This is a genomic window from Rhodothermaceae bacterium, assembly GCA_009838195.1.
Taxonomy (GTDB): domain Bacteria; phylum Bacteroidota; class Rhodothermia; order Rhodothermales; family Bin80; genus Bin80.
This window is the reverse complement of record VXSC01000019.1, coordinates 16,038-41,876: the sequence shown is the minus strand read 5'-3', so window position 1 is coordinate 41,876 and position 25,839 is coordinate 16,038. Positions and strand designations below refer to the sequence as shown.

General features: G+C 50.5%; 21 protein-coding genes. 15 read left to right on the top strand and 6 right to left on the bottom strand.

Annotated features, from left to right (window positions below; genetic code table 11):
- Positions 1-3: 3 nt before the first annotated feature.
- On the bottom strand, positions 4-1,914 hold the full coding sequence (locus F4Y64_04350; protein ID MXX96831.1) for a glucosamine-6-phosphate deaminase: 1,911 nt from the start codon (positions 1,912-1,914) through the stop codon (positions 4-6).
- A gap of 264 nt (positions 1,915-2,178) precedes the next feature.
- Between F4Y64_04350 and F4Y64_04345 the strand changes: the two genes are divergently transcribed.
- The 8 genes from F4Y64_04345 to F4Y64_04310 all read left to right on the top strand — a co-directional run bounded on the left by F4Y64_04345 (position 2,179) and on the right by F4Y64_04310 (position 12,318).
- Positions 2,179-2,958, top strand: a complete 780-nt coding sequence (locus F4Y64_04345) for a glycogen synthase (GenBank protein ID MXX96830.1) — start codon at positions 2,179-2,181, stop codon at positions 2,956-2,958.
- A 112-nt stretch (positions 2,959-3,070) separates the two neighbouring features.
- Complete coding sequence (locus tag F4Y64_04340) at positions 3,071-4,186, top strand: hypothetical protein (GenBank protein ID MXX96829.1); 1,116 nt, start codon at positions 3,071-3,073, stop codon at positions 4,184-4,186.
- A complete protein-coding gene (locus tag F4Y64_04335) occupies positions 4,183-5,457 on the top strand; it encodes a hypothetical protein (protein MXX96828.1) in 1,275 nt (424 codons plus the stop codon). The genes F4Y64_04340 and F4Y64_04335 overlap by 4 nt, the downstream gene beginning before the upstream one ends.
- Before the next feature lie 57 nt (positions 5,458-5,514).
- Entirely contained in the window at positions 5,515-6,786 is a 1,272-nt protein-coding gene (locus F4Y64_04330) for a tetratricopeptide repeat protein (GenBank protein ID MXX96827.1), read from the top strand.
- A gap of 299 nt (positions 6,787-7,085) precedes the next feature.
- The gene (locus F4Y64_04325; protein MXX96826.1) at positions 7,086-8,372 is read left to right on the top strand and encodes a phosphopyruvate hydratase; all 1,287 of its coding nucleotides are present in this window, start codon (positions 7,086-7,088) and stop codon (positions 8,370-8,372) included.
- Positions 8,373-8,385: 13 nt separating this feature from the next.
- Positions 8,386-8,694: a septum formation initiator family protein gene (locus F4Y64_04320; GenBank protein MXX96825.1), complete on the top strand. Its 309-nt coding sequence runs from the start codon at positions 8,386-8,388 to the stop codon at positions 8,692-8,694.
- Positions 8,694-9,656 carry an ROK family protein gene (locus tag F4Y64_04315; protein MXX96824.1) on the top strand — a complete coding sequence of 321 codons (963 nt, stop codon included), beginning with the start codon at positions 8,694-8,696 and terminating at the stop codon, positions 9,654-9,656. Before F4Y64_04320 ends, F4Y64_04315 begins: the two co-directional genes overlap by 1 nt.
- The gene (locus F4Y64_04310) at positions 9,637-12,318 is read left to right on the top strand and encodes an LPS-assembly protein LptD (GenBank protein ID MXX96823.1); all 2,682 of its coding nucleotides are present in this window, start codon (positions 9,637-9,639) and stop codon (positions 12,316-12,318) included. The genes F4Y64_04315 and F4Y64_04310 overlap by 20 nt, the downstream gene beginning before the upstream one ends.
- A gap of 20 nt (positions 12,319-12,338) precedes the next feature.
- Here F4Y64_04310 and F4Y64_04305 read toward each other — a convergent pair whose 3' ends face one another.
- Positions 12,339-12,749: a GNAT family N-acetyltransferase gene (locus tag F4Y64_04305; GenBank protein ID MXX96822.1), complete on the bottom strand. Its 411-nt coding sequence runs from the start codon at positions 12,747-12,749 to the stop codon at positions 12,339-12,341.
- Positions 12,750-12,757: 8 nt separating this feature from the next.
- Entirely contained in the window at positions 12,758-13,930 is a 1,173-nt protein-coding gene (gene sucC / locus F4Y64_04300; GenBank protein ID MXX96821.1) for an ADP-forming succinate--CoA ligase subunit beta, read from the bottom strand.
- Between the two features lie 83 nt (positions 13,931-14,013).
- Here sucC and F4Y64_04295 point away from each other — a divergent pair, with 83 nt between their 5' ends.
- Positions 14,014-15,090, top strand: a complete 1,077-nt coding sequence (locus F4Y64_04295) for a YjgP/YjgQ family permease (protein ID MXX96820.1) — start codon at positions 14,014-14,016, stop codon at positions 15,088-15,090.
- On the opposite strand, the gene F4Y64_04290 is transcribed toward F4Y64_04295, so the two are convergent.
- Entirely contained in the window at positions 15,091-15,420 is a 330-nt protein-coding gene (locus F4Y64_04290) for a DUF3467 domain-containing protein (protein MXX96819.1), read from the bottom strand. It abuts the gene before it with no gap.
- A 17-nt stretch (positions 15,421-15,437) separates the two neighbouring features.
- Positions 15,438-16,424 (bottom strand): cysteine synthase family protein, encoded by a 987-nt coding sequence (locus F4Y64_04285; GenBank protein MXX96818.1) that lies wholly within the window; start codon positions 16,422-16,424, stop codon positions 15,438-15,440.
- Positions 16,425-16,573: 149 nt separating this feature from the next.
- Between F4Y64_04285 and lon the strand changes: the two genes are divergently transcribed.
- Positions 16,574-19,054: an endopeptidase La gene (lon, locus tag F4Y64_04280; GenBank protein MXX96817.1), complete on the top strand. Its 2,481-nt coding sequence runs from the start codon at positions 16,574-16,576 to the stop codon at positions 19,052-19,054.
- On the opposite strand, the gene F4Y64_04275 is transcribed toward lon, so the two are convergent.
- A complete protein-coding gene (locus F4Y64_04275; protein ID MXX96816.1) occupies positions 19,051-19,287 on the bottom strand; it encodes a hypothetical protein in 237 nt (78 codons plus the stop codon). The genes lon and F4Y64_04275 overlap by 4 nt on opposite strands.
- An 81-nt stretch (positions 19,288-19,368) precedes the next feature.
- Here F4Y64_04275 and rsgA point away from each other — a divergent pair, with 81 nt between their 5' ends.
- From rsgA to F4Y64_04250, 5 genes are all read left to right on the top strand, one after another.
- On the top strand, positions 19,369-20,304 hold the full coding sequence (gene rsgA, locus F4Y64_04270) for a ribosome small subunit-dependent GTPase A (GenBank protein MXX96815.1): 936 nt from the start codon (positions 19,369-19,371) through the stop codon (positions 20,302-20,304).
- Positions 20,305-20,510: 206 nt separating this feature from the next.
- Positions 20,511-21,743, top strand: coding sequence for an amidohydrolase (locus F4Y64_04265; protein MXX96814.1), 1,233 nt, complete (start codon positions 20,511-20,513; stop codon positions 21,741-21,743).
- 60 nt (positions 21,744-21,803) lie between these two features.
- Positions 21,804-22,145 (top strand): iron-sulfur cluster assembly accessory protein, encoded by a 342-nt coding sequence (locus F4Y64_04260; protein MXX96813.1) that lies wholly within the window; start codon positions 21,804-21,806, stop codon positions 22,143-22,145.
- Positions 22,146-22,156: 11 nt separating this feature from the next.
- A complete protein-coding gene (locus F4Y64_04255; GenBank protein ID MXX96812.1) occupies positions 22,157-24,718 on the top strand; it encodes an ATP-dependent Clp protease ATP-binding subunit in 2,562 nt (853 codons plus the stop codon).
- Positions 24,719-24,733: 15 nt separating this feature from the next.
- Positions 24,734-25,834: a prephenate dehydrogenase gene (locus F4Y64_04250; protein ID MXX96811.1), complete on the top strand. Its 1,101-nt coding sequence runs from the start codon at positions 24,734-24,736 to the stop codon at positions 25,832-25,834.
- Positions 25,835-25,839: the final 5 nt, after the last annotated feature.

Here is a 25,839-nt window from a genome sequence, read left to right as displayed (position 1 = left end):
CTACTATAACGTATAGCCGGTTACAAAGGCTTCAGCAGCATAGAATTCCGGTAACCCGAGACGGTTCAGAGCTTCCGCTGTTGCCGTATTACGGTCCCGGGCCCTTTGCCAAAATTCTCGATCATCGTGTGCACCGGGGAACATTGCCCGATCCTTCTGGCTCTCGTGCTTAAAGATGGCCTCAATCTTACGTGCCATTTCCGCTCTTGAGATAGGGGTAAATACATCGGCTTGGTGGATTTCCCATTCCTGCCATGCACCACGATAGAGCCAAACCATTGGCCCCTGCACTCCCCTCTCACGGTTGTAGCGCGCCAAGGCCATCTTGATCGCAACATAACAGACCCGGTGGGTGCCGTGAGGATCTGAAAGATCTCCCGCCACAAAAATATGGTCAGGTTCGTGTTCGTTCATAAGATCCAGGAGAATCTGGGTGTCCTCGTCTCCAACCGGTTTCTTCTTGATCCGTCCGGTCTGGTAGAATGGCAAGTCAATAAACCGCGCATTCGACTGACTGAGCCCCATCACCTCAATTCCCGCAATCGCCTCCGCATACCGGATAGCAGATTTGAGATGCTGCACGGAAGAAAGATCTATTTCACCCGTGGACTTGTTTTCCAAAAACCTTAACAATTCCTCTCTGCGTGCCCGGAAAACCTTCGCCGCTTCCCCGGTGATACCGAGCTCATTCAGGCACATCTCCACAAAACCCAGATAACGGGATACATCTGCATCAAAAACAGCAACCGATCCATTGGTCATGTACGCAACAATAATCTCGTTCTGATTCCGGGCCAGCTTATCCAGCATTCCTCCCATGGAGATTACATCATCATCCGGGTGGGGGCTAAAGAGAATCACACGTTTGCCCTTGGGAAGCTGATTCTGATAACGGATCCTGTGACGCAAGTCTTCAAATACACGAAAACATATTTCGTCAATTTCCGGGTAGGCATAGACTAGGCTGTGGAGACGATTATTATGAAAGTCTGCCTTCTCGAGCTGAAGAATTGCTTTCCCAACACGTTCAGATAGCCAGATGATCGCACGCTTGGCCATTTCCAGATCCCATTTTACATCAGAGACCAGCCACGGGGTCTGTTCCCTGGTCAGTCTACCCGCCGCAGCACGATCCAAATAGACTGCACTTTTCGGATGTTCCCGCAAATAGGAGGCCGTCACCTCTTCATTGATCGGATCTTCGACTGCTCGTCGAATGATACCCGCCTTACCTTCCCCAGTGGCCATCAGAACGATTTCACGGGAATCCAGGATGGTCCCCACGCCAACCGTTAAACCTTGGCGGGGTACATGATCATCTCCAAAGAAGTGACTGGCAGCATCCTTTCGGGTAATTGAATCCAGGATTACCTTCCTGGTCCGATCATTTCGCGAGCTTCCCGGCTCGTTAAACGCAATATGTCCACTTCGCCCAATCCGCAGCAAAACAAGGTCCAGCCCTCCGGCATCCTGAATCATTTCTTCATAGGACCGGCACCAGTCATCTACGTGGTCCTCCGCCAAATTCCCGGGTAACCCATGTGCCTGATCTACCGGGACATTGATGTGATTCAGAAGGTTTTCCCGAAGAAAGCGGTAATAGCTTTGCATACGGCCTGGATCTATCGGATAATATTCCGCTAGATCAAAGGTGATGACCTTGGAAAAATCCAGACCATCTTCCTGATGCATCCGAATCAATTCCTTGTATACATCCAGAGGGGTGGATCCGGTGGGAAGACCAAGAACCGTGTTCAGTCCCTGGGCCGTACGCTCATTGATACGCGCCCCGATGTGATGTGCAACCTCAAGTGCCAAAGACGCTGCATCCTCGAAAATGTGCACTGGTAAATGCTCACGATACGAATCCATAGGAGTTGACATAGGGATTGAGGAGGTCTGGGATAAGTCCATCGGCGTTTTACCCCGACATGGCAACCCTGCTCCAGAAATCCCAGGACTTCACCCCACAACTACGATAATTCACGGAAACTACACAATCCCGATGAGAAAAACTTGGAATTCTGACTGCTTTTTCGTATCTTGAACTCTGATGTACGAGTGCCAAATTTCACACTGCGTTACCAGACCAAATCCTGGTTTTCGACTTAGGAGAATGAGGATTTACAATGAAGCTTGTGAATAAAAAATTGCGAAGACAAATCTATTTCGGTGGTTATGGACCAACTGACCAATGTATTGTTCGTCACAGGAGAAATTGACCCATTTGCTAATGAAAGTGATATCGGAACGTTAACGCGCTATTTACCTAAGGGTCTGAGTGAGGATGGTTCTTTTGGAACCAGGATTATGATGCCGCGCTATGGCACGATCAGTGAGCGGAAAAATCGACTGCACCAGGTGATTCGCCTCTGCGGTACGAAGGTGAGTATGGGCAGCCAAATGGAAACACTAGCCGTTAAGGTTGCAGCAATTCCTGGAACACGATGCCAGGTCTACTTCATGGACAGCAACCGATTTTTTAAGCGAAAAGGTTTGCATCAAGATAAGCTTGGGAATACGTTCGACGATAATTCAGCGCGTGCACTCTTTTTTGCGCGCTCAACTCTGGAAACCGTACGCAAATTACAATGGAAGCCCGATATCGTCCATGCGTTCGGCTGGATCAGTGGCTTTTTGCCCTTGCTCTTGGCAACGGAATACAAGAACGACGAATTATTTGAATCCGTCAAAACGGTAGTCTTTACTCCAGATCGCATTGAGGCGGACGCGATCATCTCCAATGACCTCATCGAAAATATGAAGCTCCCCCTCAATGGGGATATTTCTGGAATAAGTCTGTCTGATCTGGGCGCCAAATTTTCGGATATTGTCGCGTACCCTCCCTCTCTGACCCCAGACTCTGAAGCATCGGTACATTTCAGCACCGATACGCAGGAAATGATTCTGCAGGCCACGGATCTCTATCAAATGGCATGCAGTGCTGAGCCAGCTTGATCGGGAACATCAACCCTGTTTCGAGGGTACTTTCCTGTTGGTCGTGCTTTAGAATACCAATATAGTCGGCTCCCTCGTTCTTGGGCTATTGCCTTGCCCATCTCGGTCATTTATGCGCTCAATTCTATTTTTCTTTTTGCTGGCTGCCCCGCTGATAGTGGTCTCCTGCTCGGATCCCGTCTCCGATGTCGGCTTGGATCTCCTAGGGAGCGAAGTAAATCTTCAGACAAAAACGGCGCAGGTTAGCTCATTTTCGGCATCTCCATTGGTTGACATTACGGGATCTGCACCCCGCGTGCTCGTGGGATCCGTTGACGATCCTCTGACCGGGCAGATTGCAACCCATGGATTTCTCGACTTTGGTGGTGATTTTTCGGCAGCCCCATCTGATAGTATCAGTCGTGTCCAACTAAAACTTTCCCGTAATTATAATTTTGGAGATACCCTGGCAACGGTTCAATTTGAACTCCATCAAATTCTAAACGAATGGAATCATATCGGGCGCCGATCCGATACCGGCCTGGATGTTGGTCCGGCCATTATGACCGTAACCACTCAGGATACGCTGACGATCGTAGACCTGCCAGACTCATGGGTTAATGAGAATGAAAGCGTCCTTCGAAGCGCTGACTTTGAAACGGACTTTCATGGATTTGCACTGATCGAAAATGGCAGCGGCCAAGTGGTTGGTTTTACCTCTACTAGGACCGTATTGGAAGTAACCTCATCCGGTGGATTGACCACCTATAACGTAAGCAGCACTCATACACAGATTGAGCGTATGCGCCCTTCTGACACACCAAGTGGATTTTTACTATTCCAGGATGGTGCAGGACCTGCGATTGAACTTGACTTTGCATTTGATGAATTTGAGAACCAGCCCATCAATGGAGTGGAGTTGGTCTTCAGCGTGGATACAGATGCCAGCCAGGCTGCCCCAGAGAACTTTGTCCGCCCTCTTCCACAGATCCTACAACTAGTTGCCGTTTCTCTAGACGATACTGATCCTGCTGTCCTGGTTGGGCAGGCGACGATCAATGATGGTACGTATCGTTTCTCTGAACGCGATGTTAGTGTCTTTTTCCAGCGTGTATTCTTCGGGTCACAGCAGTATAGCCGTTTAGAATTACGCGCTCCTATTGTAAATCATTCCTTGAACGCTGCACTGTTCTACGATGCAGATGCCCTGGATTTGTCTCCCCGGGCAACCATCATTTTATCTCCATGAGAAGGCATTGTCTACTTTTTGTGTTTACGGCACTCCTCCTGATACCTGCCGTTCACGGCCAAGGGCGGGACGATGGTTCCTTCTACTCGCGATATGGGATCGGTGAACTGAGCTCCTTTGCATCCAGTCAGGCGCATGCTCTTGGGGATGCGGGGGTTGCACTCTTTTCGTATGACTACATGAATTTCAGCAACCCTGCAACATGGAGCCGCCAAACCCTAGTCCGTGTGGCCGTTGGGGCCGAATTTGATCAGTTGCGCGCCCAAGATGCAGCCGGAAGAAGTGAGCAGTTCATGCGTGGCAACTTTAACGCGCTGCAGATTGGGGTCCCCCTTGTGAATACAAAACTGGGGCTCGGGCTTTCGTACGAACCCTATAGCCGAATACATTACAAAGTATCTTCGGACGGCACCCTGCAACGACCGCCGAGCGAGGATCTATTGTACAGGATCAACCATGAAGGCTCGGGAGGTTTACACTTGGCCCGAATCGGAATGGGCTTACAGCTCACATCTTGGGCCTCCATTGGTGCCTCTGCTGATTTCTTGTTTGGAATCACCGAAGAAGTGCGCCGTACTACATTCGGAGATATTAATCTCCTGGAAACAAATGTGGCAAGTAGTACACGTATGTCCGGTATTACCTCTTCCGTGGGGATCGCCGTATCTCTAGATGGTGAAAATCACGAATTTGTTCTTGCTGCCAGCGGCCGCCTGCCGGTGACTCTGGATGGTACCCGGACACTCACTCTGGGAGAGAGCTTGAACCTTGATACGCTTGGAACCGCAAGTAGCGGAGACATCAAGCTTCCTTACCGGCTCAGTGGTGGAGTGTCATTTCGGTATCAAAATCGCTGGCTGATTAGTGCCGAGATTCGACATGAGCCTTGGTCAACAGCATCCACTGCACTCCCCTTCGCAGCTTATGAGTCAAACCATCTGCGTGACCGCACACGTTACTCTGGGGGAATTGAGCTTGTCCCGGCGGGCGCTTCCATGCAGACAACCTATCTGCGTCGAATCGCATACCGCCTGGGGTTCTACAGAGATAATCTGTATGTCAGTCCCGTTGCCGGAAGAGATATTACGGTGTCTGCCATCACGGGAGGATTTGGACTACCTACCCTATTTCTAGGCAGTCGGCTTGACATCTCATTTGAAATCGGAACACGCGGCTCTACCAATTTTAATCTAATTCGAGACCGATTTATTGGAGTTTCGGCCACTCTGAACATTGGGGAACGCTGGTTCGTCAAGCGAAGACTTGGATAAAGTGGCTTAATTGTGTTTTCTTGCTTAAATTATCCACCTACTTAACCCTGAATTCCCATGTGCCGAACCCTTATTCCCCTTTCAACTGTCTTGGCAACCCTCATCCTATTGGTGCCAACCGTTCGGGCACAGGCCACAGTGGGCGACCAGGAGACGCGTATCCACTACAGTCTCTATTATGAGAACTACAAGAATGAGAATTACCGGGATGCGGTAAACAACCTCGTATGGATACTCTACAATGCACCTGGATTCAGCCGCAACAGCGATGTGAATTTCAGGCGTGCAATTGAGACCTTCCAGGCATTGGCTGATGCGGAGGAGGATGAGGCAGCAAAACGTGTCTGGTTGGACTCGGCATTGGTTCATTTTGACCGGGTTATACCCGTCCTTTCCGAACTTGAAGCTGATTTTGATCCCTTTATCTGGACCCGAAATAGGGGACGTTTTATCCAAACCAATATCAATGTCCTTGCGGACCAACGTTCCAACATGATCGCATCATATCGGGGGGCATATGAGATGGATTCGAAGCGAATCGATCCCTATTACCTTGATGTCATCATCTCAGATCTGTATCAGTCAGGAGACATCGGAGGAGCACTGGATTTCCTGCGTGAGCTCAAAGACCGACGGGGAGATGAAGAGAGCATTGATGGCCTGATCCGCAAGTACTTTGTCGTTATCCCTCCCGATGAGCAGATTGCCTTCCTGGAAGAGCAATATGAAGCTGAACCCGATAATGCGGAACTGGTCACACAACTTTTTGAGTTGTATCAGCAAGAGGCTTATCGCGAGAAAATGCTTGCGTTGGCAGATAAGGTTCTCGCTCTGGAACCGACTGCTGCAACGCTGCGACTGCTGACCAGAATGTATGTTGAAGATGGGGACAATGATCGAGCTATCGCAACATTCCAACAGATGGAAGCAATCCCGGACATCGAGATTCGTTCTCAGGACTATTACAATCTGGGACTTGCCTATCAGGATATGGAGAATTTTCGTCAGGCAAGGGATTATTTTCGAGCAGCCTCGGATGTAGACCCGGACTTTGAACCTGCCCAGATTGCGATTCCAAACCTCTACGCGACGGCCGTTGCCAGTTGTGGGGTTGCGGACCGCGAGCAGGCAGCCGTTTTTTGGATCATTGCAGACCAGTACGCCCGGATTGGTGACCAGGACGGAGTAAATCGAATGGCAACTGCATTCCCAACCGCTGAAGATATTTTTTATGTTGCCGACTGGAGTAGCGGTGAAAGTGCTCAGGTAAGTTATACGTGCCGTGGGATGACGATCAGTGGGACAACGACCGTTCGACAGCGCCGCTAGCCGATCATGCAACTTCACCGTGGCCTGCCTATCGTTCTGTAATGAAAAAACCGAACGATCCGTTCTTCTTGGAATCCCGTTCTGTGCCCGCTACTATCCGTTGCCGATATGTTGTGGCCTGCGAATGATCGATCAAATAGGTGCTTGAAGATTCCTCCAACTGGATTGCATAATTCTCTGAATGGGGTTTTGTTACCCAATGGTGAACCTGTGGCAATTCTCCCTTTTTATGCTCACATCTCCCGCCAATATGGGTTGGGTTTACAAGGGACTCATTGTAGTCTACATTATTCTCTAATATGTCGAAAATAGAATTTATCCAAGGGCGAGAGATTCTTGATAGCCGAGGAAATCCAACTCTGGAAGTTGATATTGTCACCGAAGATGGTGGTTTTGGCCGAGCAGCTGTTCCCAGTGGTGCTTCTACCGGTGAACATGAAGCAGTTGAACTCCGCGATGCAGATCCCTCCCGTTATTTAGGAAAAGGAGTCTCGAATGCCGTTGCAAATGTGAACGAAGAAATTTCCCAAGCCTTGAAAGGATATGATGTCTGCGATCAGGTTGGATTTGATCGTGCGCTCATTGAATTGGATGGAACCCCAAATAAAGGGCGGATAGGCGCGAATGCCATCCTGGGAGCTTCTCTGGCAGCGGCCAAATCCGCCGCCTCCGTGGTTGGTCTACCTCTGTACCGCTACATTGGTGGAACGAATGCCTGCATGCTCCCCGTCCCAATGATGAATATCATCAATGGAGGACGCCACGCAGACAACCGCGTAGATATGCAGGAATTCATGATCATGCCTGCCGGTGCAGCTTCTTTTTCTGAAGCACTTCGTATGGGAACCGAAGTTTTTCATCACCTCAAAAAAGTGTTGAGCGCAAAGGGGTATAGTACCGCAGTCGGTGATGAGGGAGGATTCGCTCCTGATTTACAATCCAATGATGAGGCCGTTGAAGTCATTCTGGAAGCTATAGTCCAGGCCGGCTTTTCGCCTGGAGAGGATGTGTTCATTGCACTTGACCCGGCAGTGAGCGAAATGTTTGAGGACGGAGCGTACGTATTCTGGAAAAGCGATCCCGATAGGACGCGTTCCAGCCAAGACATGGTACGTTTGTGGGAGGATTGGGTACGCCAATACCCCATTATCTCAATTGAGGATGGACTTGACGAAAATGACTGGCAAGGATGGGCCCTGCTTACGGAAGCCATTGGAGATCGAGTGCAGCTCGTGGGAGATGACTTATTTGTGACCAACACAAAACGCCTCCAACGTGGCATTGAGGAAAATGCCGCAAACTCAATCCTGATCAAGCTGAATCAGATCGGTACACTCACCGAAACCCTGAACGCAATTGAAATGGCTCACAAAGCCCACTTTTCTGCTGTGATTAGCCACCGGTCGGGAGAGACAGAAGATACCACCATCGCCGACCTTGCAGTCGCCACCAATAGCGGTCAGATCAAGACGGGGTCCGCTAGTCGAAGTGATCGGCTTGCAAAGTATAATCAATTACTTCGCATCGAACAGGATCTCGGCAATTCAGCCCTTTTTCCGGGTAAAAAGGGGATTCGATGCCAATAAAAGCAGGTTCATGATGGCCAAGACAACACAACCGGCCTCAAAACGCAGACGGCTCTCGCCTCTGGTCCTGATTGGCTCTGTAATTGCAGTATGGCTACTGCTGCAATTTGTCTGGTTCGACAGCTATAGCTGGATGCGTTATCGGGATTGGCAGAAAGAACATGAGGAACTCCTCGAAGAAAATGCTCGGCTACAGGCTGAGATTATAGAGCTTCGGGCCTTACTTGAGGCCCCACCGAGTGACGAAGTCATTGAAAAAATCGCACGCGAACAGTACGGTATGCGGCGCGAAGGAGAAACTGTTTATCGAGTAGAGAAATAATGCAAGCAATTGGTATTGACTTAGGCGGCACCTACATCAAGGCAGCACTAGTGCATAAAGCATTCGGTCTTGTGAAGACCAACTCCGTTGAGACGGGTGCCGACATGGGTAAAGACCATGTACTGTCACAAATCGCAGCTGCTGTAAAACCATTGATGCGACGTAGAGGGGGAATCGCTGGTGTTGGTATCGGAGCCCCTGGCTCTATTGATCTCGAAAGAAAAACCCTGATTCATCCTCCAAATATGCCAGGATGGGGCGTGGTTGACCTGCGTCAGGCCCTGAAAAAACGTTTAGGCCGGCGTCTTAATGTCTTTGTTGAGAATGATGCCAATGCAGCTGCACTTGGATCTGGACGCTACGGGGCAGCGCGGAATCATGACCACTATATTATGGTCACACTCGGTACGGGGGTCGGTGGAGCGATCGTATTCAATAAGCGAATTTTTCGTGGGGAGACCGGAGCAGCCGGTGAGATTGGACATGTGTCTATTGATTACAATGGCCCTCCTGACATGACCGGTGTGAACGGAGCCGTTGAAGCCTACCTTGGTCAACGATTCCTGACAGCACGTGCACGGGAGCAACTTGAACAATACCCCGACAGTATGCTGCATGTAGCCCCAGGCCTGGAAAACCTTACTCCGGCCACCATTACAGAAGCAGCGCTGAATAACGACCCCGGGGCTATTGCAGTCCTTGAATGGGCAGGTCAAAAGCTGGGCTGTGCTCTAGGAGGCATTGTGAATTTACTGGATATACGTACCATTGTAATTGGTGGTGGGGTTTCGAAAGCCGGAGATTTGCTGCTGAAGCCAGCCCGGGATGTTATCCTGTCCTACATTAAGCCCGGAATGCATGAAGATGTGACCGTAATCCAGGAAACGCTCGGAAATGAGGCCGGTATGCTGGGAGCAGCCTGCCTTGTGTTCGACCAACTTGATGACGAGAAACAGAAATGATCATTTCTCCTCAGCCTGGCTAATCCAGACTGTCACGGTTTGCCTACTCACAGCGTTGCCTTACATCGCAGAGGCACAGGAGGGGGAGCCGCTTGACGCCCCAATAAAATTCAGCGCCCGGGATTCTTTGGTTCTACACTTTGATTCGGAGTCTGGAGACCGTGGCACCTTAGCCGGCAACGCCAGTGTTTCTTACGAAGCAGTCACGCTCAGTGCTTACTTTGTTGATCTGCTTTTAGAGCAAGATGAGCTCGCAGCATACGGGCTCGCTACCGACTCCGGACTAGTAGGCACTCCCGTATTCTCTGAAGGGGGTGAAACCTTAACCGGCTCTCAGTTGGCCTATAACATCGGGACCGGTCGTGGACGAGTTACCGCAGCCAGAACCCAGTTTGAAGAAGGCTTCATTCAAGCAGGCATTGCAAAAGTCCGAGAGGACAGTACCATCTTCATTCAGGACGGACTCTATACCACCTGTAATTGTGCTCCAGACGAGACTCCTTCCTATTCGCTCAGAGCCCGCAGAATGAAGATCGTTGATCAGAAATGGGTCTACACGGGCCCGATTCAACTCTACATCTTCAATATTCCGATGCCACTCTGGCTGCCCTTCGGGTTTCTACCCTATCAGGAGGGGCGTAGAAGCGGACTCCTGGCACCGGAATACGGAGAAGACGAGCGAGGATTCTTCCTGCGAAACTGGGGTTGGTATTTTGCGCTCAGCGATAAGATGGATGCACAAATCCGACTCGGCCTCTGGACAAAAGGAAGTTGGCAAGCCAATCCATCGTTTCGATATAACCGGCGGGACGCATTCAGCGGAAATTTGAACGTAGATTATCTTCAGGAACGGAGCGGGGAGCGTGATGATCCAGACCTGGTTAAGCGAAGAAGTCTGAGCTTTCGCTGGAACCACAACCAAACTTTTTCTCCAAAATCGCGCCTCAGTGCAAATGTGAACCTGACGTCCAGTACCTATCTGCGCACTGTTTCCAATCAATACAGTGACAACGTACGGCAATCAATCGGCTCTTCGATCCAATTCAACCGTACGTTCAGAGGAGGACGGTCCATCTCTCTGAGTATGCGGCAACGGCAAGTTGTATCCACCGGAAGCGTTGATCTGACATTCCCCCAGTTATCCTTTTCACAAAGCACAAAAACTCCCTTCAAGCGTGAGACGGGTGGGCGAAATCAACGCTGGTATGAGAGGCTGCAGTACAGCATCACCTCACGTATGAACAATCAATATGAGTTTCGTCCCCTTTCCGATGAAGAGTTGATTGCAAATGGGGATACTCTAGCCAATGGACAGCCAGTGGATTACCCTTGGTATGAGGCGCTCTTCAATGAAGAAAAATACCAAGCGGCCACCGGTAAAACGGATGGGCGAATTCGCTTTACTGCCCAACATCGTATCCCGATTGCCGCCCCGTTCGCAATAAGGCGGATTCCACTGTTAGGATCGGTACGCCTGAATCTCGCTCCAAACGCTAACTATACGGAAGAGTGGTTCGTCTCCTCAGAACGACGACAATTGAAAGCGGATGGTTCTACCGAAACCACTGCCGAACAGGGGTTCTTTGCGTTGCGGCAGTTTAACGCCGGCGTGTCTGCCAATACGACCATTTACGGGCTTTTTCCCGTCAAACTCGGGACCTATGAGGGGTTAAGACATACTGTGAGGCCTCGCCTTGGATTCTCGTATCGGCCGGACTTCGGCAGTGATGCCTGGGGATATACCCGCCCCCTGCTTGACGAAACCGGGCAGCCCGTTGCCGACACACTCGCAACAGGAATCGTACCACGCCGCTATTCCATTGTATCCGGCGTACAGACCGGGCTTCAAAAAGCACTTAGTTTCGGAATTGATAATACATTCGAAACCAAACAGGTCCAGATCGACTCCACGGGATCTGATCAGACACGTGTACTCAAATTATTTACCGTGAACCTGTCCAGCAGCTATAACCTTGCAGCGGATTCCCTCCGGATGGCCCCGATACGAATCAGTGCACGAACCAATATCCTCGGAAAATTCAACATAAACTTCAGTTCGACCTTCTCGCCTTACAAACTCAGCACGGATGGTCGCAGAATCACCAATGACTACGTATTCTCCCTCCGGGATTTTGCGATTGCCCGGTTAACACAGCTGAGTGTACGTGGCAGTATGCAACTTCGTGGGAATGTGCGTACCCGTACCGAGGATACTTCTACTCCCGCGCCAACGATGCCACAATTTGGGACCTCTCCTCCTCCTTTCACGGGGGGAGCGAACAATCCGTTTTCATCCCCCGGAATGACAGGCGGAATGCAGAGCTGGTCGTTAAATTTGAGCTTTGTCTATCAGATTTCCCGCCCGCAACTAGTGCTTCGCCGTTCAGCAACTATCAACACGGGATTTAATTTCACTTTAACCCCCACTTGGCGCGTGCAGGGACAAACCGGATATGATTTTGAGCGGAAACAACTTGTGACCACAACGCTCAATCTGGCAAAGGAATTTGAGTGCTGGAATATGTCGTTCCGATGGATTCCGTTCGGAGCTTTTCAATCCTGGGGATTCAACCTGCACGTAAAGAGCGGGCGTCTGGCTGAATTTCTTCGCTTCCAGCAGCCGCGTGCAGATCGTAATCGAGGATTCCGAGGGGGAATCTGATTTGTCTGAGGATCCAGACTCTAACGGGGATCCACGACCCAAGCATCTTCAACCGCTTTCAACCCCTCGTGCTTGTGAAAACGCCCCAGTGTGCTGCGAAGAACCAACTCAGTCCCCTTGCAACGATCCTGGACATGTCGCATCAGGCGTTTTCCAATCCCCAATCCCTGCACATCGGGCTCTACCGCTAAATCACACAGGTAGCTGTACATGACCCCGTCCGTGAGAACACGTGCGATCCCTACGAGACGCCCCGCCTTCCATGCAGTGACCACAAGGGAGGCATTTTCAAACATCGTCCACAAGCGCTGTGGATCTGAAACCGGCCGACGTAACGGTGCCCGCCGATAAAGAATACGGATCAATTGCGGCGAAAGTCCCTCCAGACCTTCTCTGAGCTCAAGAGCATCCAATGTTTGTGCCTGGTCCATCTGATCCCTCAGGCGGCAAGCGCCTTGCCTACTTTCTCTGCAGCCTGCTCAAATAATACGGCCGATTCGAGTGCAATACCACTCTCCTGCAGTACTGCCTGTCCCTGTGATGCGTTCGTGCCCTGTAACCGCACGATCAGCGGAACCTCAATGCCAACATTTTTTGCCGCCTCAACCACACCCCGTGCGACCCGGTCACAACGTACAATCCCCCCAAAAATATTCACGAGAACCGCTTTTACATTCGGATCCTTCAGGATAATTCGAAATCCTGCCTCAACCGTCTCTGCACTCGCAGTTCCTCCTACATCTAAAAAGTTGGCTGGATTGCCGCCAGCCAGTTTGATAATATCCATCGTAGCCATGGCCAGCCCTGCTCCATTGACCATGCATCCCACATTCCCGTCAAGCTTCACATAATTCAGGTTTGAGGCATGGGCTTCCACCTCCAAAGGATCTTCTTCATGCAAATCTCTGAGCTCTGCCAGGTCTTTGTGTCGGTACAGAGCGTTATCGTCAAGGTTGAGCTTGGCATCAATTGCAACAACCTCTCCTTCCTCGGTGAGCACAAGTGGATTGATTTCCGCCAATGATGCATCAACGCCCATGTAGGCTTTAAAGAGTGCCATGATGAAATTGGCCGCCTGACGTGCTGTTTTCCCCTCAAACCCAAGCCCATATGCCAACTCACGAGCCTGAAATGCCTGCAGTCCATAGGACTGATCTGCCCAGACCTTGAGAATCTTCTCTGGTGTTTCGGCAGCCACTTTTTCTATTTCGACGCCACCTTCGGTCGATGCCATGATGACATGTTGGCTGCGTGCACGATCAAGGGTGACCCCGATGTAGTATTCCTTTGCAATATTCACCGCAGGGGCGATGAGGATTTTGCGGACCAGTTGTCCTTCGGGCCCTGTCTGATGCGTGACCAGGTTCATCCCGAGAATTTTCCCTGCAACCTCTTCAACTGCATCCAATCCCTGTGCCAGCTTCACTCCTCCCCCCTTGCCTCGTCCACCTGCATGAATTTGCGCCTTGACTACAAACAGATCGCCATGAACCGATATCATATCTTTCGCTACAGATACCGCTTCATCAACCGTTGAAGCAACCTCTCCCGGCTGCATGGCAACACCATACTTTTCGAGAATTTCCTTTCCTTGGTATTCGTGGACTTTCATGAATTGTAGAACGATTAACGTGAGGCGGGGTACACAGTTGAGGTCTGATTGTTCAGACTTCCAACCGGTATAATTGCATGGCTTTGACGACGATGGACCGCCATATTATCACACGGACGCTGCTCGCGTACACGTTCCTGATTGTGGCACTGGTCATCTTCTTTATCCTGATCCACTATTTGGAACACATTGACGATTTTCTGGACCGAAATGCGTCCATGCGGAAAATCTATCTGATTTACTATCCCAGTTTTATCCCGGACATTATTCTACGGGTCTCCCCACTGGCCCTGTTTTTAGCTGCCATCTTTACAACAAGCCGACTCGCGCAGTCCTTGCAGGTCATTGCACTGCAGACCAGTGGCGTCGCACTCCAACGCCTGGTCATCCCCTATGTTATTGTGGGCATCTTTGTGAGTGCAGTCATGTTTTTTGCCGGAGGATGGGTCGTACCGCGCACCAACCAGACCGTACTCACCTATGATCAACTCTACATCCACAGCAGAGCACAGCACCTCTATGTGAGTGAAATTCACCGTCGCAACGACCCGACCAGTGTCGTCACGGTCGGATATTTTGACCGCCGCACTGAAACCGCTCATCGTGTTCAATTACAACGATTTAATCCGGATGGCACGCTCCTCGAACGCGTGGACGGACAGCAGATGGTATGGCAAGATTCGCTCTGGCATTTCACTTATGCTACGATAAGGACTTTTGACTCCGGTTATGAAGAACGGCGAATTGTTGCGCCGCTTGATACGGTCCTACAGGTACTGCCTAGGGATCTTGCGCGCACAGAAAGGGACATTGAATCAATGACCATTCCGGTCGCTGCTGGTTATGTGGATGCACTGAGACGTAGTGGCTTAGCTGACACCGGCCGTGATATGGTTGGATATTATTCCAAATATGCCTATCCCCTTGCCAACCTGATCGTCATGCTGATTGCGCTGCCGTTGGCATGCAGAAGGCGGCGCGGAGGGCAGACTGTCCAAATAGGGATTGGCTTACTGGTGGCTTTTGTCTACCTCGCGGCCCAGAAACTCACCGAGCCCTTTGGGTATACAGAGGATTTGTCTCCCCTCCTGGCAGTCGTCCTGCCTCATGCCTCGTTTTTGATCGGAGCCCTTGTCGCACTCGTGATGGCACGCAAATAGCTATGCCTCACCTAATACCCCTCCACCAAACTGGACGGAAAGGTCCGGGGTATCGCTGTCTGAAATAGGCCCGTTCGCATCCTCAAATCGATCAATATTTTCGGCCAACGCACGCAAGAACCGTTTGGCATGCCTTGGAGTGACGATGATCCGACTTTTGACCCGGGCTGCCGGAACGCCGGGCATTACGCGGATAAAGTCCAAAATAAACTCCTCCCGTGAGTGACCAATCATCACTAGATTGGAGTACTCACCCTCCGCCATCTGCTCACTCAACTCAATATTGAGCTTTGAGTCTGTCTCTTCTATTTCTGTATTCTCGTGGTCCATAATGTCGGGGCTGTGAGTCAAATGAAATTGTTGTCCTTCATCCAGTTGTCATTATACGTCTTACTGATATACTTCATGCCAGAATCAGGTAGTAAAACGACGATTACCGAGTTTTGACTGATTTCACGACGATGTTGTTCAAGCCACTGAAGGGCACCGGCCAGAGCTAATCCACTCGACTGTCCTGCAAATATACCCTCTTCTTTTGCCAGCCTTCGCGCCATCTGCATTGCATCCTGATCACTGACTCGCGTATAGTCGTCAAGCAGTTCCATGTGCATATTCCCTGCCAAATACTCCTTACCCGCTCCTTCAATTTGATGTGAGTAGATCTCATCGGGGTCAATAACACCCTCGTGGAAGTACGTGAAGTACGAAGAACCGTAACAGTCGACACCAATCACGCGGATATCTGCATTCCTCTCTTTCAAGTATCTGGCACTGCCGGATATGGTACCTCCGGTGCTAGCGGTCGCAAAAAAATGTGTCACCTTCCCTTCCGTCTGCTGCCAGATTTCGGGGCCGGTCGTCTCGTAATGTGCCTTCACATTTGCCTCATTGAAGTATTGATTGAGGTAAATGGCTCCAGGTGTCTCTTCGGCAATTTTTTCCGCCATACTGTAGTATGAGCGTGGGTCTTCCGGCGTGACATCTGTCGGACATAATACCAACTCCGCTCCATAGGCTGTAAGAAGATCTCGCTTCTCCTCGCTGACCTTTTCCGTTGCGGTAAAAATGCAGCGGTAGCCTTTTAGTCTTGCAGCCTGCACAATACCGGTACCGGTATTCCCGCTTGTAGCCTCAACGATAATGCCGCCTGGCTTGAGTTGGCCGGACTCTTCTGCCGCCTGCACCATCGCATGACCAATGCGATCCTTCACCGAACCACCTGGATTGAACAACTCTAATTTAACTAGAACCGTACATGGCACATCTTTTGTCATCCGGTTCAATTGTACGAGCGGTGTATTCCCGATGGTGTCAATGATGTTCTGATGCCACATTTCTTTTCGCCAGTTGAACGATGTTCAACGAGAACGCAACCCAAATGATTACCACCCGGCGAACTTTTTCATGGACACTTTGTCACCCATTTATGGATTGGCCTAATTTTTGACATTCTACCGATTATCCTATATTATTTTTACTCTTCATGAATACTTGGGCTCAAGTGCTATCCTCAGAAGAATCACCTGAACAGATCATTCTCCCCTCTTCCGCTATTGAAGAGGACGAGGACACCGTGGTCGTGCCTGAAGAATTACCTATTCTTGCCCTGCGGAACACGGTTCTGTTCCCCGAAGTCATGTTACCGATTACGGTGGGACGTGAGGCATCCATTAAGCTGGTACGCCAGGTTGCAAAGGAAAATAACTTGGTGGGCGTGATCTCCCAGCGCGAACGGAAAATGGATGAACCGGAGCCCAGCGATCTGTATGAGGTGGGTACTGTGGCAAAAATATTGAAATTGCTGAAGATGCCCGATGGCTCAAAGAGCATCATCATTCAGGGCAAGAAGCGATTCAAGGTAGACGAGTTCACGCAATCCAAACCCTATTTCAAAGCACGTATTGAGGTGCTGGACGAAGAAGGGGGAATTGATAATGATGTGGAGGAGCGGGCCCTTATGCATTCAATCAAGGAGTCCGCCTGTGAGATGGTAAACCTCTCACCAAATCTTCCTAATGAGGCCATCGAGGCTATCGAAAATATTGACTCTTTCCCCTTCCTGATCCATTTTATTGCCTCCAATCTGCAGATTGATGTTCAGGAAAAACAGCTGCTGCTGGAAACAGTGTCCTTGGGGGAGAGGGGACGGCTGCTGATTGAGCATCTGAGTAAAGAAATTCAGATCCTGCAACTCTCCGATGAACTTCGCTCACGGATGAAGAGTGATGTGAATCAGCAACAGCGAGAGTTCTTCCTCAGACAGCAGATGAAAATCATCCAGAATGAGCTGGGGGAAGGAAATGAGTCCAATGAACATGATGCATTGCGTGCACGCGCCGAAGAAAAACAACTCCCCGAGCACGCCACGAAGACGTTTGACAAGGAGATGAAAAAGCTTGAACGCACAAATCCATCCTTGCCAGACTATGCGGTCACACGCAACTACATTGATTGGATTCTTGATCTCCCGTGGACGGAGTTCACAGAAGACCAACTGGATATTGAACGTGCGGAGAAGATTTTGGACGAGGATCACCACGGACTCGAGAAGGTCAAAAAACGAATCATCGAATACTTAGCGGTCCTCAAGCTCAAAGGAGACATGAAGGCTCCTATTCTGTGCTTTTACGGCCCTCCTGGAGTTGGAAAGACGAGCCTGGGCAAGAGTATCGCTCGTGCACTGGACCGTAAATTTGTTCGAATGAGCCTTGGTGGGGTGCATGATGAAGCGGAGATCCGCGGACATCGCCGGACCTACATTGGCGCCCTTCCTGGCCGCATTCTGCAGGGACTCAAGAAGGCGGGCTCTGTGAACCCGGTCTTTATGTTGGATGAGATTGATAAGGTTGGAGATCGCCATCGGGGGGATCCATCCAGCGCACTTCTTGAAGTTCTTGACCCAGAGCAGAATAATGCTTTCAATGATCATTATCTGGAACTGGATTATGATCTTTCCAAGGTGCTCTTTATTGCAACGGCAAATTCTCTTCAGACCATCCCCGCAGCTCTGAGGGATCGTATGGAAGTCATCAATATTTCCGGGTACACGCAAGAAGAAAAACTGGCAATTGCCCAGGGCTACCTGATTCCCCGTCAAGTTGAACGCAATGGGCTGGATGAAACGCAATTCACTATTGATGATGCCGCAGTATACTCCATCATTGATGGATATACGCGAGAGTCCGGCGTACGCAACCTCGAGCGCACGATTGGTGGCGTCGCCCGTGGTGTTGCCAAAAAAGTGGCAACGAAAGAAGTAAAGTCTCTAAATATTGAGAAAGATGATATTGAAGAGTACCTCGGGGCCCGTAAATTCTTCAATGAAATCGCCGAACGGACAGAGGTGCCCGGTGTCGCTACCGGTCTTGCCTGGACCCCAACCGGAGGTGAAATCCTGTTCGTAGAAGCGTCCATCTCCCGAGGTACTGGTAAACTTACCTTGACTGGTAGCCTAGGCGACATCATGCAGGAATCTGCCAAAGCCGCCCTCAGCTACGTCAAGGCGCGTGCAGAAGAACTGGAAATCCCACAGAGTGCTTTCAAGTACTACGATGTGCATGTGCACGTGCCTGCGGGCGCTGTATCGAAAGACGGGCCAAGCGCAGGGGTTGCACTTCTGTCCGCACTCGTATCCATCTACTCACAACGGAAAGTGAACCATGATCTCGCCATGACAGGCGAAATCACACTTCGCGGTCTCGTACTGCCCGTTGGTGGGATCAAAGAGAAGGTTCTGGCGGCAAAACGGGCTGGCATTAAGCACGTACTGCTTCCCGACAAGAATGAGAACGATATCAAAGATATCAAATCGGATCTACTGGAAGGACTCGATATCAGCTATGTGCGCCGCATGAGCCAGGTGCTTGACGTTACCCTGAGCGATACGCAAATCCAGGATCCTTCAGAGATATTCTCAACGCCATCCCCCAGTAACGGGATAGCGCAGGAGCCAACTGCACCTTAAGAAGCCGGTTCGTCAGTGGAGGAATCTTTTTCCTCTTCGCTGGCTGCCGCTGGGGTACTGAATAGCTCCGTACATTCCTCAGCCACAACATCCACCAGAGTAGATACCGCCTCTACGGCTGTATTCATTGCCTGAGTGACCAGAAATGTCGCTTTCTGATCAAGTTCCAGCTCGCTGAATGCCTCTTTTGCCTCCGCAAACTGATTGCGGTCTGTGTCTTGTGCCGTATCCATTTCGAGTGATCGGGGTAAATTAGCCTATTCCCTCGTACGACTGTGCTAACATGCATGTTGCAACCATCACATCTTGACGCGATGCCTACCGGTACAATTATTCGATCCACAGGAAGCTGGATCGATGTTCTGGTTGATTCCAGCGTCATCCCTTCACGTATTCGTGGTCGAATGCGGCTGATGCACGGAGATGAAACGCAGCCTGTCGCGGTGGGAGATCATGTCAGTATTCTGGTGCAGGGAGATGGAACGGGACTTATCACCGAAATAGATGAGCGGCATAACTGTCTGTATCGACGTGCAGCGGGCCGCAAGATTGGTAAACGTCAGATCCTTATCGCCAATGTTGACTACATCTGGATTGTGCAGGCTGCAGAGCAGCCCCCACTGAATCCCGGGTTGATTGATCGTTTACTGGTTGCCTGTGAAGCACAGGATATTCCGGCAGGTCTGATCATCAATAAAATAGATCTGGCCTACTCACAGCTTTTGTCCACTGTGAAAAAGCTCCGTACACGCTACATCCAACTGGGATATCAGACAATCCTCACCAGCGTAAAAAAACGGAAAAAACTGAACCTGCTTCGCAGCCGGTTCTCGGGTAAGATCAGTGTCTTATTGGGACCTTCGGGAGTTGGGAAATCCTCCCTCTTGAATTCGATTGATCCAGGGATCAATGTCCCTGTGGACTCCGTCAGTCAGAAAACGAATAAAGGCCGCCATACCACTGCACATACTGCACTGTACCCCCTATCTGGAGGTGGAAGTGTTGCAGATACACCAGGCATACGTGAATTTGGTTTACTGGATATTGAGCCTTGGGAGTTGGCACATTACTTCCCTGACTTGAAGCCCCACCTCGACAAGTGCCATTATTCCGCTTGCACACATGACCATGAGCCGAACTGTGGAGTGAAGGATGCGCACGGGAGGCAGAAAATCAGCGATGCACGCTACGACAGTTACCTGAATATCCTGCACTCGCTTCATTTAGGAGAGGCGGATATCGGCCGGTGATGCTCGATGGTTGCTGCTTTTGGACTTGGTTCTATTTGCAAATTCCTGCCTGAGTAACCATAATGGGCATGCAGTGCTCGGTGCCCTGTATATTTCGCTGGCTTATGGACGAGGAATTACATACCGTACCTCTTGTATCGTCTGCTGAAGTACTGCGTTAAAGCCGTATCTTTCGCAACCAGCAAACAATCATTTTCGCTTTGGGCATGTCTGTATATGATGCTGTTCCTGCACCATATCGCTTTTCCGCACCCCTGCGTAACGGCCCCCTCCCCGATGATTTTGTTGATTATCTGATCAACCTGCGTCGGCATCTGCACCGTAACCCGGAAGTTGGCTATCAGGAATTTGCTACGAGCCGCCTGATCCGGAGTCACTTGGAAAGCCTCGGACTCACCGTTTCCGGGCCCCATGCCAAGACAGGATTATTCGTGGATATTGATGGCCCACGCCCTGGTCCTCATATCGGCTTTCGGTGCGACATTGATGCATTGAAGCTGCAGGATGCGAAAAAAACTGACTACGCTTCAAGGAATGCAGGGGCTACGCATGCCTGTGGGCATGATGCGCATACCGCCGTTGGCATCGGGCTTGCACTTAACCTTCACCGACTCCGATCCCGTTTAAATGGCCGGGTTCGCATTTTTTTTCAACCGAATGAGGAAGGCAACCCGAGTGGCTCGGTTCCCATGATCAAGGCAGGTGTATGTGACCCGCTGGAAGCACTTTATTGTGTGCATGTAGACCCAACACTGGACATTGGACAGTTTGGGATCCCCGAAGGACAGGTCACCGCTTCCTCCGAACGCATTCGGGTTGAGGTCCATACTCGAAGTACCGGACACTCGGCTCGACCTCACAAAGTCAAGGATACCATCTGGATTGCAAGCCAACTACTGTCCCAGTACTACCAGTATATCGGACGGGTCACGGACTCACGCAATCCATCTGTATTTACCGTGTGTATGATTGGAGGTGGGATGGCCCACAATGTCATTCCAAATGAAGCATGGTTTGAGGGAGCACTTCGATGCCTCCATGATCCAGATCGCATTTTTTTACTGGACTATATGAGGCGTACCGCAGAAAATTTTGCAGAGATACATGGAGTTGACATCAAATTCATTCGCGTAGAAGGACTCCCCGCAGTGATCAACAACCCCGCCATGGGCAAAAATGTGCGCGCCTGTATTCAGGAATTGTTTGACGAAAGTGCGGCTCTCGGCATCTGCGTACCCAGTATGGGGGCAGAAGATTTTGCAAATTACCTGAAACATGTTCCAGGAATGTTGATCCGGGTTGGGACACGTAGCAGCAAGTCAACCAGCTATCCTCTGCATGATGCTCATTTCGACATTGATGAGCAGGCACTGGCCGATTCTGTAGAACTGATGACTCGTGTCATGATCCGTCACCTTGACCAAAAAATTACTCCCTAAGACGGAACAGCCTCGCACAGCCGGGGTATAGGCAGTGTCGCGTATCAAAATAACTCAACCATGGACGCACCCGCATCTCCGGTGACCTTAAGTCCGCGCGCTTCCGAGGAGGTACGCAGGATTTTGACGGATAAGACGATCCCCGAGGGATACGGACTCCGGGTTGGGGTTCGCGGTGGTGGATGTAGTGGAATGAGCTACATCCTGGGGTTTGACAAACTGCGCGAACATGACCTGACCTTCAATACTGATGGAATTGTATTGTACATTGATAAGCGACAGGGACTGTATCTTTTAGGAACAACGATTGACTATCATGCAGGCCTTGATGCACGAGGCTTTATATTCGAGAATCCAAATGCCACACAAACATGTGGCTGCGGATCAAGCTTTGCAGCCTAAAGCCGCCACCTATGGATAGCCATAGTAACTTTTCCAACCGCGTCCGCGATGTGATCTCATACAGCCGTGATGAGGCGATCCGGCTTGGTCATGACTACATAGGAACCGAGCATCTGTTACTTGGCATTGTGCGTGAAGGAGAAGGGGTAGCCGTCCGTGTTCTTCGCAATCTCGGCTGCAACCTGCAGAAACTCAAAAAAGTGATTGAGACCACCGTACGTGCCGGTGGGGGTACACTCACCATTGGGAACCTTCCGTTGACGAAGCAGGCAGAAAAGGTTCTACGCATCACCTACCTGGAAGCAAAGCTTTATAAATCGGATGTGATTGGTACGGAGCACCTACTATTGAGCCTGCTTCGTGATGATGACAATATTGCCGCCCAGATTCTGCGTGATTCATTCTCGGTCACCTACGAGTCTATGCGGGCCGAGTTGGACACCATCCTCACTGGGAGACCAACTCCCGCAAGCAAAAATAATCCCCGCAAGGGCCGGCTCGCGGGCGGCCGTAGTCGACAAGGCCAGCAACAGGAAAAAACAAAAACTCCTGTACTGGACAATTTTGGTCGTGACCTGACCCGCTTAGCAGACAAGGGGCAACTGGATCCTGTGATCGGTCGCCACAGAGAGATTGAACGTGTGGCGCAAGTACTCAGCCGCCGCAAAAAAAATAATCCGGTCTTAATTGGCGAACCAGGTGTCGGAAAAACAGCTATCGCCGAAGGACTGGCCATGCGGATTATCCAGCGTAAGGTTTCTCGTGTACTCCACGAAAAACGTATCGTAACCCTCGATATTGCCGCATTGGTCGCAGGAACCAAGTATCGTGGCCAGTTTGAAGAACGCCTCAAGGCGGTGATGAACGAACTGGAAAAATCCCCGGAAGTGGTCCTCTTTATTGATGAGATCCACACGATTGTAGGGGCTGGAAGTGCATCCGGCTCCCTTGATGCATCCAATATGTTCAAGCCAGCCTTGGCCCGTGGAGAACTGCAATGCATCGGGGCAACGACATTGGATGAGTACCGACAGCATATCGAGAAGGATGGGGCTCTGGATCGGCGGTTCCAAAAAATTGTTGTGGATCCCACGACACCCGAGGAAACCCTCGAAATTCTACTCCAAACCAAAGACCGCTATGAAGACCATCATGGCGTTGTCTATGATGAAGATGCCGTAGAGCTGGCTGTAACCCTCTCAGAACGCTACATTACGGATCGCCATCTTCCCGATAAAGCAATTGATATTATCGATGAAGCCGGTGCACGCGTCCATTTGGGGAATATTCATGTGCCCGAAAATATACTTCAGCTTGAGACGCAGATTGAGGAGACACGGAACAATAAAAATGCAGTCGTAAAGCGACAAAAGTTCGAGGAAGCCGCACGGTTAAGAGACATTGAGGAAAAGCTCCGAGAACAGCTTGATGAAGCGAAGCAAGAGTGGAAAAGTCAATCGGAAGATAAGCGCCATGCCGTTACTGCTGAGGATATCACGACGACCGTGTCCATGATGACCGGTATCCCGCTCGAACGAATGACCGAGCCGGAACAGAAAAAATTGCTCGGGATGGAGGATGCGCTTCGGGCGCGAGTGATTGGACAGGATGAACCGATTGGAAAGCTCTCGAGAGCCATCCGCCGTACACGTGCTGGACTGAAAGACCCCAGCCGGCCCATTGGGTCCTTTATCTTCCTTGGGCCTACCGGCGTTGGAAAAACAGAATTGGCAAAAGTACTCACCGAGTACCTGTTCGACAGTATTGATTCGCTGGTCCGTGTTGATATGAGCGAGTACATGGAGAAATTTTCCGTGAGCCGCTTAGTCGGTGCTCCTCCCGGATACGTTGGTTACGACGAAGGGGGACAACTGACCGAAAAAGTCCGTCGTAAACCGTTCTCCGTCGTTCTTCTGGACGAGATTGAAAAAGCACACCCTGACGTGTTCAACATTCTTTTACAGGTACTTGATGATGGGATTCTGACGGATGGGAGTGGTCGCCGGATCGACTTCCGGAATACCGTAATCATTATGACCAGCAACATCGGTGCACGAGGGATCCGGAATGCCAGTTCTGGATTGGGATTCTCTCAGAGTAACGAGGTCTTTGACTACAAGGCAATGAAAACGAAGGTGGAGGCCGAGCTGAAAAATGTGTTTAACCCAGAGTTTTTAAACAGGGTTGACGACGTAATTGTCTTCCATTCCCTGGAGAAGTCCCATATTCATCAGATCATTGACCTGCTGTCGGAAGAACTTCTCGATCGGGCAAAGGGGCTTGGTATCACCGTTGATGTGGAGGAATCGGCCAAGAACTTCCTGGTGGATTGGGGCTATGATGCCAAGTTCGGTGCTCGACCACTTAAGCGCGCATTACAGCAATACTTGGAGGATCCGCTGGCAGAAGCCATCCTGAGTAAAGGACTAGGGGAAGGGGATCGGATTGTCGTGAGTCATTCTTCTGACGCGGAGAAACTTTCCCTAGAAATTTCAAAAAAGAAAGTTTCGAAAAAGAAAAAGGCCGCTGCCTCTGAAACAGAAGAGACTCAAATAGAAGGAGCAGCCAAATAGGGTCCTGGATATTGAATGGTTGAACGCGTTGCCATCATTGGCATCGGCGTGGTTGGCGGATCGCTTGCTCTGGCTTGGAAGGAGCGATTACCCGGGTTGCACGTCACTGGCTATGACAGGCCTGATGTCCTCAAACAGGCAGTTCAACGAGGAGTGATCAGCCGTGCACCTACATCGCTGAGCGATGCCGTGTGTGGGGCGGATGCCGTATTTCTGGCTGTACCACTGGATGCGATGGCACCGGTGATGAGGTCAATCGCCCCACATCTGAAACCCAACACGTTTGTGACGGATGTAGGCTCTGTAAAGCAACCAGTCATTAACCAGGCAAGCACCCTTCTGCCCGATAATATCTGCTTTATTGGGGGACATCCGATGACCGGGTCTGAACGAAGCGGGTTGGATGGAGCAGATGCGTTCCTCTTTGAAAATGCCCTTTACATCCTTTGCCCCAATGGACTGGAGGATTCAAAATACTTCCCCGCCCTTACCGGCTTGGTCGAAGGTACTGGAGCTCGGGTATTAACGCTGGATGCACGCCAGCATGATCGTATTGTAGCCTGTGTCAGCCACCTGCCACAACTGCTTGCCACTGCCTTGGTAAATATTGCAGCAGATCAAAACCAAACGAATTCGATCACACTCCAGTTAGCCGCTGGTGGATTCAGGGATATGACACGGATTGCTTCTTCTTCGTTCAGAATGTGGTCCGCGGTGCTTGACGCAAATCGATCAGATGTAGACCTAGCCCTGAATTCGATGATCGATACGTTGACCTATATTCAGGAACAACTCCGTGAGGGAGGAAATGTCCAGGAATTGGAGCCGATCTTTGAGAAAGCACGTGCAGTACGGGAAGAAATACCACGGGATTCTAAAGGGTTTTTGCGCCCCCTGAGTGATGTTTTCGTGTATGCAAAAGATCAGCCAGGGGTCTTGGCACACATCACAGGAACACTATTTAGCCAGGGAATCAGCATCAAGGACATTGAATTACTCAAAATTCGCGAAGGATCCGGGGGAGCATTCAGAATCAGCCTGGAAGATGAACACGCAGCCGATGCGGCCGTGGTTGCGTTAAAGGCACAAGGATGTAGAGCTCACAGACTTCAATAATTGAT